Genomic DNA, 14199 nt, shown 5'->3' with positions numbered 1-14199 from the left:
AGTATGTTTATATGTTTTATTCTATCACAAAAACCCGATTTCTACAAAAAAACAGCCAGATCTATAGCCGTTTTTATCAAGAATAAAATCCATAACAAAGTAGTACTAAACAGTTACTTTTTGAAACCGGTGCCGGCTGGGATGAGTTTGCCGATAATGACATTTTCTTTCAATCCTCTTAATTTATCTTCTTTTCCTTCTAAAGATGCCTTAATCAAAATCCGTGATGTCTCCTGGAAAGAAGCGGCAGACAAGAAACTATCTGTTGTCAAAGATACCTTTGAAATTCCTAATAGGGTTTGCTCTGTCTTAATTAGTTTTTTTCCTTCTTTTTTAAGCCGGGCATTTTCTTCAGTTATCTTTGCCTGCTCTAAAATTTCTCCTTTAAATAAGAAACTGTCTCCCGCGTCCTTAATTTTTACCCTAGAAAACATCTGGCGAACAATTACCTCAATATGCTTATCATGAATAACCGCTCCTTGAGAAGCATAAATGTTTTGGATTTCTTTCACAATATAACGTTGGGTTTCTTCTGTTCCAATTAATTTAAATAATTCTTTTAAATCTAAATTCCCTTCGCAAAACTGCTGGCCCTTTTTAATCTCTTCTCCAGCCTTTACCCAGTATGCTCTTTTTTCAGGAACTTGAAATTCAACAATCTCTTTCTTCTTTGTTTTTACTTTTTCATTTTTACTTTTTACTTTTATTACTCCATCTTTAATTGCTTCTATTGTCCCATCTACTGAAGAGATTATTGCTTTTCCTGACGGAATCCTGCATTCAAAAATTTCTTCTACTCTTGGCAAACCTTGAGTGATATCACCAGCGCTTGCTACTCCGCCTGTATGGAAAGTTCTCAAAGTAAGCTGTGTTCCTGGTTCTCCAATGGCTTGCGCAGCTACAATGCCAACTGCCATACCTAATTGAACCAACTTATTTGAACCAAGCTCCCAACCATAACATTTCCTGCATATTCCTCTTTTAGTATTACAACTCATTGGAGAACGGACTCTCAACTCTTGAATGTCAGCATCAACAATCGCCCTTGCTTGTTCCTGGTTAATAATTTCTCCTGTTTTCACAAGAATTTTGTTTTTACTCTTAACATCTTCCAGGGCTACTTTGCTTACAAGTTTGAAATAGAAATCCTGGCTAGAATCATCAGCGTCTTTTTTATAAACCATAATTCCGGTCTTATCCTTGCAATCTTCCTCTGTAATAATCATTTCATGCGCCACATCAATTAATCTCCTTGTGAGATAACCAGCAGTAGAAGTCCGTAAAGCAGTATCTGTAGTTCCTTTTCTTGCTCCATGGGTAGAAATAAAATACTCTAAAGCATTAAGTCCTTCCTTATAAGAACCCTTTACCGGTAATTCAATAATTTGACCAACTGGATTAATAACCAATCCTATCATGCCAGACATTTGAACCGGCTGTGCCCAGGAACCTCTTGCTCCAGAATCAACAATAGAGAAAACCGAACCTAAAGGAGGCAAGGCATCTGGAACCAACTTTTCTATTTGAGATTTAATTTTCTGCCAAACCTCAATGGTCTTAGATATTTTTTCTTCCTTAGATAACAATCCTTTTTTATAATTTTTATATATTGCCTCAACATCTCTTTCCGCTTGTTCCATTAGCCTTGGCTTTTCTTTTGGAACAACTAAATCATCCATCCCCCAAGTAATACCAGATAAAGTTGAGTACTCAAAACCTAAATCCTTGATTTTATCAAGACAATGCCAAGCAACTTCATTATCGTAATCTTCAATAACTTCATTTACTATTTTTTCCAATTTCTTTGATTTTATTTGCTCATTAACAAAAGAATAACTGTTAGGAAGTGTTATATTAAAAAGAATTCTTCCTACTGATGTTTCAACTATTTTTCCTTCTTTGAATCTCACTTTAATCTTTGCCCTTAAGTCCACTAATCCTGTATCCTTAGCCAAAATTGCTTCATTCTTTGAACCAAATATTTTACCCTCGCCTAAAACGCCTTCTTTTATTCTAGTAATCCAGTAACATCCTAAAACAATATCCTTGCTTGGACTGACAACCGCAGTCCCAGTGGCTGGCTTTAATAAATTAACAGTGGAAAGCATTAACTGTTTTGCTTCTTTTTGAGCTTCATCTGAAAGCGGCAGATGAACAGCCATTTGATCACCGTCAAAATCAGCGTTAAAGGCAGAACAAACTAAAGGATGAACTCTAATTGCATCTCCTTCAATAAGAATTGGCTGAAACGCCTGAACGCCTAAACGGTGCAGAGTAGGCGCCCTGTTTAACAAAACCAACTTGCCCTTAACAACATCCTCTAAAATAGCCCAAATATCATCTATTTCATCTTCAATAAGCCGTGTAGCGCCTCTCACATTGTAAGCCAATTCCTTGTCTAAGATACCTTTGATAACAAATGGTTTAAAAAGCTCTAAAGCCATTTTTTTAGGAAGACCGCATTGATTAAGCTTTAAATCAGCTCCAACTACAATCACTGACCGGCCGGAATAATCCACTCTCTTACCTAAAAGATTCTGCCTAAATCTGCCCTGCTTTCCTTTAAGCATATCAGCTAATGATTTCAAAAGCCGCTGTCCGCCAGTAGTAGCTTGAGTCATTGTTCCTTTTCTCATAGTATTATCTATCAAAGCGTCTACTGCTTCTTGGAGCATTCTTTTTTCGTTCCTAACAATAACTTCCGGCGCGTTAATTTCTAAAAGATATTTTAACCGATTATTTCTATTGATTACTCTTCTGTAAAGGTCGTTTAAATCAGAAGAAGCGTATCTTCCTCCGTCTAATTGAACCATTGGCCTTAAATCAGGAGGCAAGACAGGAATAGTAGTCAGCAACATCCACTCTGGACGGACATCCGCCTCCGCCATTTTTTGGATTATTCTTAACCGCCTTAGAAATTTTCTCCGTATAACTAATGAACTTTCTGTTTTCTCTTTCGGATTATCCGTTTCTTCATTAGAACTGCTTGCTCCTGCTCTATATTCTTTCTCTAATTCTTTCACCATTTTCTTTAAATCAATCTTTTCAAAAATCTTTCTCAATGTTTCCGCGCCAGTGCCAGCCTTAAAAATCTCTCCGTATTTCAAAGAAAAGCTATGATAATCAAGTTCAGAGATAATTTTCAATGGTTTCAACCCTAAAACCTCCTCTCTCGCCTTGTTTCTTGACGCTTTCAATCCCTCTTTGTCAACTTTTAACTTTTCACTTTTCACTTTTAACTTTTGCTGGTATTCCTTGTCAATTTCTTCTAATATTTTCTTTTTGCCCTGCTCGTCAACTTCAGTAATAATATAAGAAGCGAAATAAATTACTTTTTCTAATTGCTGGACAGGAACATCTAAAACTGCCCCTATTCTAGAAGGAACTCCTCTTAAAAACCAAATATGGGAAACCGGGCAAGCTAAGCTTATATGCCCCATTCTCTCTCTTCTAACTGACGATTTTGTCACTTCTACCCCGCATTTATCACAAACCACCCCTTTATAGCGAATTCTTTTATACTTGCCGCAATAACATTCGTAATCTTTTTGCGGACCAAAAATCTTTTCGCAAAAAAGACCGTCTTTCTCAGCTCTTTGTGTCCGGTAATTAATAGTCTCCGGTTTAACTACTTCGCCATGCGACCAGCTCAAAATATCTTCTGGCGAAGCAAGTTTTATTATAATTGATTCAAGATCTGCAACTCTCATAGATAAAATGTTTAATTTTTATTTTCTTCCTGTGGTTTTTCTTTTTGTTCTATGTTAAGCCCTAATGATTTCAATTCTAAAACTAATAGATTAAAAGAAGCAGGAATATTAGGATTTCTAATTTTTTCTCCTTTTAAAATTGCTTCATAAGTAGTCGCCCTGCCAATAACATCATCTGATTTTATAGTCAACATCTCCTGCAGGGTATGCGCAGCGCCAAATCCTTCCAACGCCCAAACTTCCATTTCTCCAAATCTCTGTCCGCCAAACTGGGCCTTTCCCCCTAATGGCTGCTGTGTGATTAAAGAATAAGGACCGATAGAACGCATATGGATTTTATCTTCAACCATATGAATTAACTTCATTAAATATGAATATCCAACAGTAATATTTTCTGGAAAAGCAAGGCCTGTTCTTCCGTCAAACAACTCAACTTTTCCGTCTTCTGAAAGACCAGCGCTATTAAGCTCTCTCTTAATATCCTGTTCATTAGCTCCGCTTAAAGAAGGAGTAGCTGCTACATAACCCAGCTTCTTGGCGGCAAAACCCAAATGGGTTTCAAGAATCTGTCCGATGTTTTTTCTGGAAGCAACGCCCAAAGGGTTTAAAATTACATCAATAGGAGTCCCATCTTTTAAAAAAGGCATTTCTTCTTCCGGCAAAACTTTGGAAATCACTCCTTTGTTTCCATGCCTGCCGGAAAGCTTATCTCCTGCTCCAATCTTTCTAATTTCCGCAACCTCTACCTGAATTCTCCTTATCACTCCGGGCTCCAGCTTATCTCCTTTTTCCCTGTCAAAAATTTTCACTCCAACTACTCTCCCTTTCTTGCCATGCTCCATCCGCAAAGAACTATCTTTCACTTCTTTTGCTTTTTCTCCAAAAATTGCCCTCAGTAATCTTTCTTCCGGCGTTAAATCTGCTTCTCCTTTTGGAGAAATTTTTCCAACCAAAATATCATTAGGCGCTACATCAGCCCCGGTTCTAATAATTCCTTCTTCGTCTAAATCCTTTAATTTCTCCAAGCTGACATTAGGAATATCAGAAGTAGTAATTTCAGGGCCAAGCTTTGTTTCTCTTACATCACAAGTAAAGCTCTCAATATGAATAGAAGTATAACAATCATCTTTTACTAACTTTTCTGAAATAATAATAGCATCCTCATAATTACCTCCTCTCCATGGCATAAAAGCAACTAAAACATTTTGGCCTAATGCTAAATGGCCTCTATCAATAGATCCGCCGTCAGCTAAAACATCCCCTGCTTTTACTGTTTGGCCTTTTTTAACAATTGGTTTCTGATGCAAACAAGTATATTGATTAGTCCTGATAAATGTTCGCAGATTATATTCTTTTTTGGTTCTGTTTTTCTCTTTTACTATTATATGGTCAGAATCTACTTCTGTAACTACTCCTTTTTCATTGGTGACTACTGCCTGGCCGGAATCTTTAGCTATTTTCTCTTCAATACCAGTGGACACCAAAGGCACTTCCGGCTTGACTAAAGGGACTGACTGCCTCTGCATATTAGATCCCATTAAGGCTCGATTGGCATCATTATTTTGTAAAAAGGGAATAAGAGAAGTAGCAATAGAAATAGACTGCTGAGGAGAAACATCAATAAAGTCAATTCTCTCTCTTTGTATTTCGCCTGGAAGCCCGAGAATTCTTGCCTCAACCACTTGAGACGTAATCATAGCATTTTCGCCAATAGGCACTCCGGCATGAGCAATATTAAATTTTTCCTCTTCATAAGCCGTAAGATAATGAAGCTCTGAAGTAACCTTGCCTTTCTTTACTTTATAATAAGGGGTCTCAAGAAAACCATAAGGATTAATTCTAGCATAACTGGCCAAATGACTTACCAATCCAATGTTAGCGCCCTCTGGGGTCTGAATAGGGCAAATCCTTCCATAGTGGGACGGCTGAACATCCCGAACATCAAAACCAGCCCTTTCCCGAGTAAGCCCGCCCGGACCTGTGGCAGTTAAAGTCCGTTTATGTTCAAGTTCAGCTAAAGGATTTTCATTGTCCATAAATTGGGAAAATTGGCTGGAAGAGAAAAATTCTTTTACTACTGCGATAAAAGGCTTTGGATTTATAAGCTGTACAGGCATCATCTCAGAAATTTCCAAGGTTGACATCCTGTCTTTTATAATTCTTTCCATTCTCATCATGCCAACCCTTAAACGGTTTTGAAGCAATTCATTTATGGTTCGCACCCTCCTGTTCCCTAAATGATCAATTTGGTCTGGCTGAGCTTCTGGATCATTATTCAAACGGATAATTTCTCTTATTACTGCGATAATATCCTCAAGATGAAGAACTCTGTCTTCTATTTTAATATCCTGCTTGTTTTTCTCTTTTTTTAATTCTGGCAGACGCTCCAAGGTTTTCCAACGTCCTACCTTTGATAAATCATACCTATCAAAATTGAAAAACATATTTTCAATCAATTCTTTTGCTGAATCAGGGCTTGCTAAATCACCAGGCCTTAATCTTTGATAAACCTCAACTATTGCCTCTGTTTGGTTTTTAGCGCTGTCTTTAGCTAGAGTTTTTTCAATATACTTAATCTTGCCGTTATCAATATCTTTAAACGCCTTTATTATATCTTCATCTTCGCTCAAACCAAACGCTCTTAATAAAGTAGTGGCTGGCACTTTTCTTCTCCTGTCAATCTTGATGCCTATAAGGCCGGATGACTCTGTTTCAAACTCAAGCCAGGCTCCTCTATTAGGAATAATTTTTGCTCCAAAATAGTTTTTACTATTTACTATCTTACTGGTGAAAAAAGCGCCTGGGGACCGAATAAGCTGTGAAATAACTACTCTTTCAACCCCATTAACAATAAAAGTTCCTCTTTCTGACATTAATGGAAAATCAGCTAAAAAGACCTCTTGCTCCTTAGTTTCTTTTGTTTTAAGATTGACCAATCTTGTCTTTACCCTAAGAGAAACTTCATAAGAATCGTTATTCTGCTTTGCCTCTAAGTCATTTTTGTATTTGGATTTTGACAATTTATAATCTGAAAACCAAAGCTCCAATTCTTTGCCAGTATGGTCTTTAATCGGAGAAATCTCGGAAAACAGCTCTTTTAAATCATTATCCCAAAATTGCTGCCAATTTTCTTTTTGGACATTTAAGAGATAAAACAGAGGCAGATTAACTTTTGATTTTCCAAAATTTTTAATTTTTATCTCTTCCATAATAAATTATAAACAAAAATTACCCTAATCTTAGATTTTTAGGGTTGAGAATAATCTTGAAATTTTAAAAAAAAGAAGCAATCAAAGTAAAAAAGTTACTTCTAATAAAATATTATTAAACTGCGAATAATTGTAGTATATTACATCTCTGGAAATTTGTCAACAACATTTTGCAGGGATCCTTGATTTTTAAAACTTTCTATTCTTTGATCAGCAATCTTCAGCCATATGAAAAATAAACTTATAGCTAAAATCATTATCACAATCCAGAAGATAGCTTTCCTTACATATTCTGGTTGATCTTTGATTTTTTTAAAAACAGTCATTATATTTTTAAAAGCACTATTCCCCTTCCTTGTTTTGGCAAATCCTTTTTTTTGATAGACAGCTTAGCTTGCGGTTCAATTGATTTTCCACCCATTATTTTCAAAAAATCATCTATTTTATTATGATAACGCATAGGAATAATAATCTTCGGCTCTATCTGGCTGATAATTTTTGAAGCGGTTTGAACATCTTCACCGACTGAAACCATTAAAATATCAATGTCGCCAATTTTTTCTACTTGTCCGTTTTGCAGCTCTTTTTGCTGAACACATCCTAAATGGCAAAGCCGCATTCCTTCTATTTCAATAACAAAGATGTTTGATTCTATTTCTATTCCTTGGACAAAAACATCTTGGACATCATATTCTCCCGGCTCATTAATTAAAAAATAATCGCTGTTCTTAATCCTGCCTAAATCATAATCCTTGCTTGTAAGCAGCAAAATATCTGCCTCTAATTTAGGCATTGTCAAGCCAGTATCTTTTCCAAAAGGATCAATGACTATTTTCACAGAACTATCCTTATTCTTTTGAGTAATTATTTGGAAACAAGATTGTCCAAACCAAGTTATGTTCATATTTTCAGTTTAGCATAAACAAATTTGAAACTCAATATTAAGCCCATCTCTTGTAAAAAATAAAAAAATAATGTAATATTAAATTTGAAATATGAAAAATACTTTTTTAGCAACTAAAGATGATGAAATAAAACCTCCAAGAACTGGAGAAATTATTGATGGAAAAGTGGTCGGTATTGACCGTTCCAGTATTTTTATTGATTTAGGGCCAACTGGAACAGGAATAATTTTTGGCAAAGAATTCCAAGAAGCTAAAAATATTCTTAAAGATGCAAAAATCGGAGATAATATTTCTGCTAAGATAATTGGGTTAGAAAACGAAGACGGCTATATTGAACTTTCTGTCTCTGAAGCCAGCAGAGAAATAAATTGGAAAAAACTCAGAGACATAAAAGAAAAAGAAGAAATTATAAAAGTAAAAATTACCGGCGCTAATAAAGGAGGGTTATTAACAGATATCTTTGGCATACCTGCCTTTTTACCGGTCTCCCAGCTTTCTTCACAGCACTATCCGCATATAGAAGGAGAAGACAGGTCGCAAATAGTAAGGGAGCTTCAAAAATTTATCAGCCAAGAAATAGAAGTAAAAATAATTAATCTAGACCTAAGCGGAGAAAAATTAGTTCTTTCTGAAAAAGCCGGCGAAATAGAAAGTATTAAGGAATACTTAAAAAATTATAAGGCTGGAGATATCATTGAAGGAGAAATCACTAAAATTACTGATTTTGGAGCATTTATTAAATTCCCAGCCGTTGAAAATAAAACGGAAAAATATTTAGAAGGACTTTGCCATATTTCTGAACTTGACTGGCAAATAGTAAAACATCCTTCAGAAATAGTAAAAACAGGAGAAAAAATAAAAGCGAAAATTGTTAATATTGCTGATAATAAAATTTTTCTTTCTTTGAAAGCCCTAAAAAAAGATCCGTGGCAGGATATTGAAAAAGAATATAAAAAGGGCGATACGATAAAAGGAAAAGTGGCAAAGCTAAATGATTTTGGGGCCTTTGTCCAGATTGAAAAAACAAAAATTCAAGGTCTCTGTCATATCTCTGAATTCGGCACTAATGAAAAAATGGAAGAGAAAATAAAAATAGGAAAAGACTATGAATTTAAAATCCTGTCCCTGGATTCAAAAGAGCATAAAATGACATTAAGTTTAATTAAATAACATGGCAAAAGCTAAAAATATTAAAAATATATCTAAAAATATATTATTTATTTTCCTTATTTTTCTGACTATTTCCGCAATTTTTGCTTTGTTCTCCCAGCCGTTTGAAGAAAAAACAGAAATTTCTTTAACGCAATTAGTAAAAGACATAGGCGATGAAAAAATCGCAGAAATTATTGTTTCTGGAAACGAAATCTCTATCACTTATCTCGATAATGCAAAAGCAGAAACAAGAAAAGAAACTGAAATAGCTCTCAGCGATACTTTACTAAATTACGGATTAAGCGAAGAAAAAATTAATAAAGCAAATATTGCAGTAAAAAAAGAAGGAGGATTCTTATTTTGGCTTGGCCCGATTTCTATTCTTATTTTGCCTTTATTGTTTTTTCTTTTATTTTTTTGGTTGATTTTTCGCCAGGCAAAAACAGGAGCTATGCAGGCATTTGATTTTGGAAAAGCTAAAGCCCGGCTTTTCGGAGCTGAAGGCCATGGCAAAGAAAAAATTACTTTTAAAGATGTAGCTGGCTTAAAAGAAGCAAAGCAGGAACTGCAGGAAATTGTCGGTTTTTTAAAAAATCCAAAGAAATATTTAGATATGGGAGCAAGAATACCCAGAGGAGTCCTGCTTTTAGGTCCGGCTGGCGTAGGCAAAACCCTCTTGGCAAGAGCAGTGGCTGGAGAAGCTAATGTCCCGTTCTTTTCGGTCTCTGGCTCAGAATTTGTTGAAATGTTTGTCGGTGTTGGTTCAGCGCGAGTCAGGGATCTTTTTGCTACAGCTAAAAAAGCAGGTACATCCATTATTTTTATTGATGAACTTGATGCTATTGGCAGAGTAAGAGGAGCTGGAATTGGCGGCGGCCATGACGAAAGAGAACAAACCCTGAACCAAATTCTGGTAGAAATGGACGGATTTGAAAGAGATTCTAAAACTATAGTTCTGTCAGCTACAAATCGCGGGGATGTCCTTGATCCCGCTCTCTTACGGCCGGGTAGATTTGACAGAAAAGTGGTTTTAGATTTACCTGATATCAGTGACCGGGAAGAAATTCTAAAAATTCATTGTCGAGGCAAGCCATTAGCTTTGAATATAAACATGCGAGAAGTGGCAGAAAGAACACCAGGATTTTCTGGCGCTGATTTAGCTAATGTGGTTAATGAAGCAGCTATTTTGGCTGCTCGAAAAAACAAGCATCAGGTTTTCCAAGAAGAATTTTTGGACTCAATTGAAAAAGTTTTGTTAGGCCCGGAAAGAAAATCACATATTTTATCAGCAAAAGAAAAAAAGATGGCTGCTTATCACGAAGCCGGACACGCGCTTGTATCTGCTTTAATCCCTAACACTGAACCAGTGAGAAAGGTTTCTATTGTGGCTCGTGGAATGGCAGCTGGCTATACCCTAAAAGTTCCTGCTGAAGAGAAACGATTGAAAACTAAATCAGAATTCTTGGCTGAAATGGCGGTTTTGCTTGGCGGCTATTGCGCAGAAAAATTAAAATTCAAAGAAATGTCTACCGGCGCGGCAAATGACTTGGAGAGAGCATCAGATTTAGCCAGAAAGCTGGTAAAAGAATACGGAATGTCGCCTCTGGGACCTATTTCTTTTGGCGAAAAAGAAGAGTTGGTCTTTTTAGGAAGAGAAATTTCTGAACAAAGAAATTACTCTGAAAAGATAGCTGCTAAAATTGATAAAGAAATAGCAAAGTTTATTAAAGACGCAGAATCTACCGCAAAGAAGCTTTTAAGCAGAAACAAAAAACTTTTAGAAAAAATTGCTAAAACATTAATCAAAAAAGAAACAATTGAAAGAGAAGAATTTGAAAGTTTGGTCAAAATCAAGAAAGCAAAAACCAAAAAGAAGAAGTAACCGGGCGTATAGCTCAATAAAAAAGATATATTTACTATTTGCTCTTTAATAATATTTTTGTTAAAATGAACTAATGAATTAGTATTGATATTAAATAGTTTAATGGTTCGATTATGGCTAAGTTTAAAGATCATCAAATGGCCTTAACTCTAAGAAAACAAGGAATGAGTTATAGCCAAATCAAAAAGATATTAAAAGTAAGTAAAAGTACTTTGAGTGCTTGGCTTAAAGATTACCCTTTATCTAAAAAAAGAATAAGGGAACTTCGTGACTGGAATGAGCAGAGAATTGAAAAATGCCGAGAAACAAAAAGAAAAAAGAAAGAAGAAAGGTTAAATAAATTTTGTAAAGAACAAAAAAGAATTATTTTTCCCTTTGATAAACGAGAATTATATCTTGCCGGTTTATTTCTTTATTGGGGAGAAGGAGCAAAAGTTGGTATGTGTCGTCTTTCTGTATCAAATACAGATCCCTCAATTATAAAATTTTTTATGGATTGGCTAATAAAAAGTTTAAAGGTACCTAAGGAGAAACTTAAGGTTCATCTTCATTTATATAAAGATATGAATATTGCTAAAGAAATAAAATTTTGGTCAGAAATTTTAAATATTCCCATTTCCCAATTTAATAAACCCTATATCAAAAAAACAGATAAGGCGAGTATAAATCATAAAGGAAGTTTTGGTCATGGTACTTGTAATGTGAAAATTGGGGATGCGAGGCTGACGGAAAAAATACTTATGGGATTGAAATCTATCAGTGATTATTATTTAAGTAAAAATATATAATTAAATTGGGCGTGTAGCTCAGTGGTAGAGCAAACGTCTTATAAGCGTTAGGTTCGCAGGTTCGAGTCCTGCCACGCCCACCAATGGACGATTAGCTCAGTTGGCTAGAGCGTTTCGGTGACATCGAAAAGGCCGCAGGTTCGAGTCCTGCATCGTCCACAGAAAAGATGAAAAAAGAAAAGCTAAAAATTATTTATCAAGATGATGATTTATTAGTGATTGATAAGCCAGCAGGAATAAATTCTGACGATTTTGAAAAGAGAATCCACCGTTTAGATAAAGATACATCTGGAATTTTGTTAATAGCTAAGAACAGCAAAGCTCTTGATTTTTTTCAAAAACAGTTTAAGAATAGAACGGTAATTAAAAAATATCTTGCATTAGTCTCCGGAGGCCCGTCCTCCGTAAAAGGTAAAATCGAAACTTTAATAGGACGGTCTCTAAAAAATAGAAAAAAACAAAAAACATATTTACCAAATGAGCCAGATGCAAAAAGAAAAGGATTAAGAAAAGCAATAACAGAATATAGGATTTTAGAGAGATTTAAGGAGTATTCTTTAATAGAAGCAGAGCCAAAAACTGGCAGAAAACATCAAATCAGATGCCATTTTGCAGCTTTAGGACATCCTATTGCTGGAGATAAATTATACGGTTTTAAAAATCAGCCCTGTCCAAAAGGATTAAAACGACAATTTCTACACGCCCACGAACTAACCATAAAATTACCGAATGGAGAGAGAAAAAAGTTTAGTTCAGAATTGTCAGTGGACTTGAAAAAAGTAATAAAAACGTTAAAATAATTTTATTAGTATGTCAAATATCGTTGAACAATTTAATAAGTCGCAATTAAGAAAGGGCCTGCCAGATATCAGGCCTGGTGATACTGTTCGCATTCATCAGATAATTCCAGCAATATCTGGCGTGAAAAGCAAAAAGACAAAAAGTGCGGAAAAAGACAAAGAAAAAATTCAAGTATTTGAAGGCTTGGTCTTAGCTAGAAAACATGGAAAAGGGATAAATGCTACTATAACTGTAAGAAAAATTATTGCTGGTATTGGAGTAGAAAAAATTCTTCCTATCAATTCACCTCTTATTCAAAAAATAGAGATAACTAAAAGAGGAAAAGTAAGAAGAGCAAAACTATTTTATTTAAGAGAAGCAAAAGGTAGAAAGGCACGTTTAAAAAGAAAAGGCCTTCCTGATGTCACAGCAACTCCAGCTGCTCCCGAAGGGAGCGAGCCTCGCCCAGAAGAATCTGGGCTGGAACCTAAAATTGAACCAGAATCAAAACCGGAACCAGAACAAAAAGTAGAGGGGAAAGAAACAGAAAAAAAACCAGCTGTTGCTGAAACCACAGAAAGCAATGAAGAAAAAATAGAAGAAAAGAAATCCGTTTCTTCTGAAACTCCAACGGACAAAGAAAACAAATAAGCGGACGTGGCGCAATTGGCTAGACGCACAGGACTGAGGCTCCTGGGAGATTTTTCTCCATAAGGGTTCGAGTCCCTTCGTCCGCACCACCGAGAAAAAGTCAGAGCGGCTTCGCCGCGTTCTTTATTAAAAACTACTAAAGAACCTGTAAAAAATATCGGCTCGAACCACATTTTAATAAAAGAAAATTTACATAAGTTTTATTCATTTTAACTTTCAAAAATATGAAAAAAGTAATTCTAATTATTGGTGGAATAATTGTTCTAATCACCATTATCGTCATCGCTGGCGGTGGGGAAAAAAGAGAAACAGAACCAGAGGACATATCTAAATCTTCGCAAGTGGAAAAGTTAGATTGTCATAATATTTACTTTGGAATGGGTGCCGGTGATGAAGAAGGCCCTCCCGGCAACCAAGAAGAACAAAAGAAATTGTGCGGAAACAGATTGAAAGATTTCATTCAAATAATGATCTCAAAAGAGGTGAGAAAAGAAAATATTTGGTACAAGGAATGGCAAAAATATAAAGATTTTGATTTTACTAATTGCAATTGTAAATTTGTTAAGGCCTCCGCTGTAGAAGAAGGACTGAAAATAGAGAAATTTGTTTCACAATGGAACTGGACTTGTTATTTTGATTGTTGCGAGTTAAAAGGAAAGCCAGAAGCCATTATGGATAAGTGTAATGTGGGAAAGGATATTGTTTCAGCATCTGAACGCTCACATTTTCCCTGCGAAGAGACTCCAAATTGTGAATGGAGACCGCTTGGTTGCGAATTGGGACCAACTGCTGGAGAGAAAAAATGTTATTTTGCTTGTTGCCCCAAAAATTTAACATTTTCAGATGAAACTAGATCTATCTATGGTAGATGTTTTATATTAATTGATTGATTTGGTGCGATAACCTCGCCCGCTTTTTTCTTTTTTAGAATTTGCCGCCAAAGAAAAACTTGAAATTGTTAAAGAACGCGGCGAAGCCGCTCTGAATTTTTGGGGGCTTCATCGCCGCCGCAGACGGCCCGCTTCGCCGAGGCATCAGCGAAGCGAGCGAAAAATGTTCTAACTATCTTTAATATAGTGCACTAAAAAAATCGCCATAAGGCGATTTTTTGGTATGGTTGTT

General features: G+C 35.6%; 9 protein-coding genes, 3 tRNA genes and 1 pseudogene. 9 read left to right on the top strand and 4 right to left on the bottom strand.

Annotation, left to right across the window (positions count from 1 at the left end):
* Nucleotides 1-113: 113 nt before the first annotated feature.
* The 4 genes from rpoC to KAT95_03450 form a co-directional block, all read right to left on the bottom strand.
* Nucleotides 114-3710, bottom strand: coding sequence for a DNA-directed RNA polymerase subunit beta' (rpoC, locus tag KAT95_03465; protein MCK4520884.1), 3597 nt, complete (start codon nt 3708-3710; stop codon nt 114-116).
* An 11-nt stretch (nt 3711-3721) separates the two neighbouring features.
* Entirely contained in the window at nt 3722-6919 is a 3198-nt protein-coding gene (locus tag KAT95_03460) for a DNA-directed RNA polymerase subunit beta (GenBank protein ID MCK4520883.1), read from the bottom strand.
* A gap of 140 nt (nt 6920-7059) precedes the next feature.
* Nucleotides 7060-7245 carry a hypothetical protein gene (locus KAT95_03455; GenBank protein ID MCK4520882.1) on the bottom strand — a complete coding sequence of 62 codons (186 nt, stop codon included), beginning with the start codon at nt 7243-7245 and terminating at the stop codon, nt 7060-7062.
* Entirely contained in the window at nt 7245-7823 is a 579-nt protein-coding gene (locus KAT95_03450; GenBank protein ID MCK4520881.1) for an MBL fold metallo-hydrolase, read from the bottom strand. The genes KAT95_03455 and KAT95_03450 overlap by 1 nt, the downstream gene beginning before the upstream one ends.
* Nucleotides 7824-7914: 91 nt before the next feature.
* Here KAT95_03450 and KAT95_03445 point away from each other — a divergent pair, with 91 nt between their 5' ends.
* From KAT95_03445 to KAT95_03405, 9 genes and pseudogenes are all read left to right on the top strand, one after another.
* Nucleotides 7915-8994 carry a S1 RNA-binding domain-containing protein gene (locus tag KAT95_03445; GenBank protein ID MCK4520880.1) on the top strand — a complete coding sequence of 360 codons (1080 nt, stop codon included), beginning with the start codon at nt 7915-7917 and terminating at the stop codon, nt 8992-8994.
* A gap of 19 nt (nt 8995-9013) precedes the next feature.
* Entirely contained in the window at nt 9014-10858 is a 1845-nt protein-coding gene (ftsH, locus tag KAT95_03440) for an ATP-dependent zinc metalloprotease FtsH (protein MCK4520879.1), read from the top strand.
* A 113-nt stretch (nt 10859-10971) separates the two neighbouring features.
* Nucleotides 10972-11646 (top strand): helix-turn-helix domain-containing protein, encoded by a 675-nt coding sequence (locus tag KAT95_03435; GenBank protein ID MCK4520878.1) that lies wholly within the window; start codon nt 10972-10974, stop codon nt 11644-11646.
* A gap of 7 nt (nt 11647-11653) precedes the next feature.
* Nucleotides 11654-11729: transfer RNA gene (locus tag KAT95_03430), tRNA-Ile, on the top strand.
* 2 nt (nt 11730-11731) lie between these two features.
* Nucleotides 11732-11805, top strand: a tRNA-Val gene (locus KAT95_03425).
* 8 nt (nt 11806-11813) lie between these two features.
* The gene (locus tag KAT95_03420; protein MCK4520877.1) at nt 11814-12446 is read left to right on the top strand and encodes an RluA family pseudouridine synthase; all 633 of its coding nucleotides are present in this window, start codon (nt 11814-11816) and stop codon (nt 12444-12446) included.
* Nucleotides 12447-12456: 10 nt separating this feature from the next.
* Nucleotides 12457-12837 (top strand): annotated as a pseudogene (gene rplS / locus KAT95_03415) (50S ribosomal protein L19).
* Nucleotides 12838-13077: 240 nt separating this feature from the next.
* Nucleotides 13078-13166 (top strand) — tRNA-Leu (locus KAT95_03410).
* 135 nt (nt 13167-13301) lie between these two features.
* The gene (locus tag KAT95_03405; GenBank protein ID MCK4520876.1) at nt 13302-13967 is read left to right on the top strand and encodes a hypothetical protein; all 666 of its coding nucleotides are present in this window, start codon (nt 13302-13304) and stop codon (nt 13965-13967) included.
* The last annotated feature ends 232 nt before the right edge of the window (nt 13968-14199 follow it).

The sequence above is a fragment of the Candidatus Parcubacteria bacterium genome, assembly GCA_023131895.1.
Classification (GTDB): Bacteria; Patescibacteriota; Minisyncoccia; order Minisyncoccales; family JAGMDC01; genus JAGLYZ01.
The sequence above is the reverse complement of the archived record's forward strand: the minus strand, read 5'-3'. Positions and strand labels throughout refer to the sequence as shown.

What these genes read in the sequence shown, in the direction of transcription:
- KAT95_03405 (MCK4520876.1), top strand. Translation starts at nt 13,302, where the DNA reads ATGAAAAAAGTAATTCTAATTATTGGTGGAATAATTGTTCTAATCACC.
- KAT95_03435 (MCK4520878.1), top strand. Translation starts at nt 10,972, where the DNA reads ATGGCTAAGTTTAAAGATCATCAAATGGCCTTAACTCTAAGAAAACAA.
- KAT95_03460 (MCK4520883.1), bottom strand. Translation starts at nt 6,919, where the DNA reads ATGGAAGAGATAAAAATTAAAAATTTTGGAAAATCAAAAGTTAATCTG.
- rpoC (MCK4520884.1), bottom strand. Translation starts at nt 3,710, where the DNA reads ATGAGAGTTGCAGATCTTGAATCAATTATAATAAAACTTGCTTCGCCA.
- KAT95_03455 (MCK4520882.1), bottom strand. Translation starts at nt 7,245, where the DNA reads ATGACTGTTTTTAAAAAAATCAAAGATCAACCAGAATATGTAAGGAAA.
- KAT95_03420 (MCK4520877.1), top strand. Translation starts at nt 11,814, where the DNA reads ATGAAAAAAGAAAAGCTAAAAATTATTTATCAAGATGATGATTTATTA.
- KAT95_03445 (MCK4520880.1), top strand. Translation starts at nt 7,915, where the DNA reads ATGAAAAATACTTTTTTAGCAACTAAAGATGATGAAATAAAACCTCCA.
- KAT95_03450 (MCK4520881.1), bottom strand. Translation starts at nt 7,823, where the DNA reads ATGAACATAACTTGGTTTGGACAATCTTGTTTCCAAATAATTACTCAA.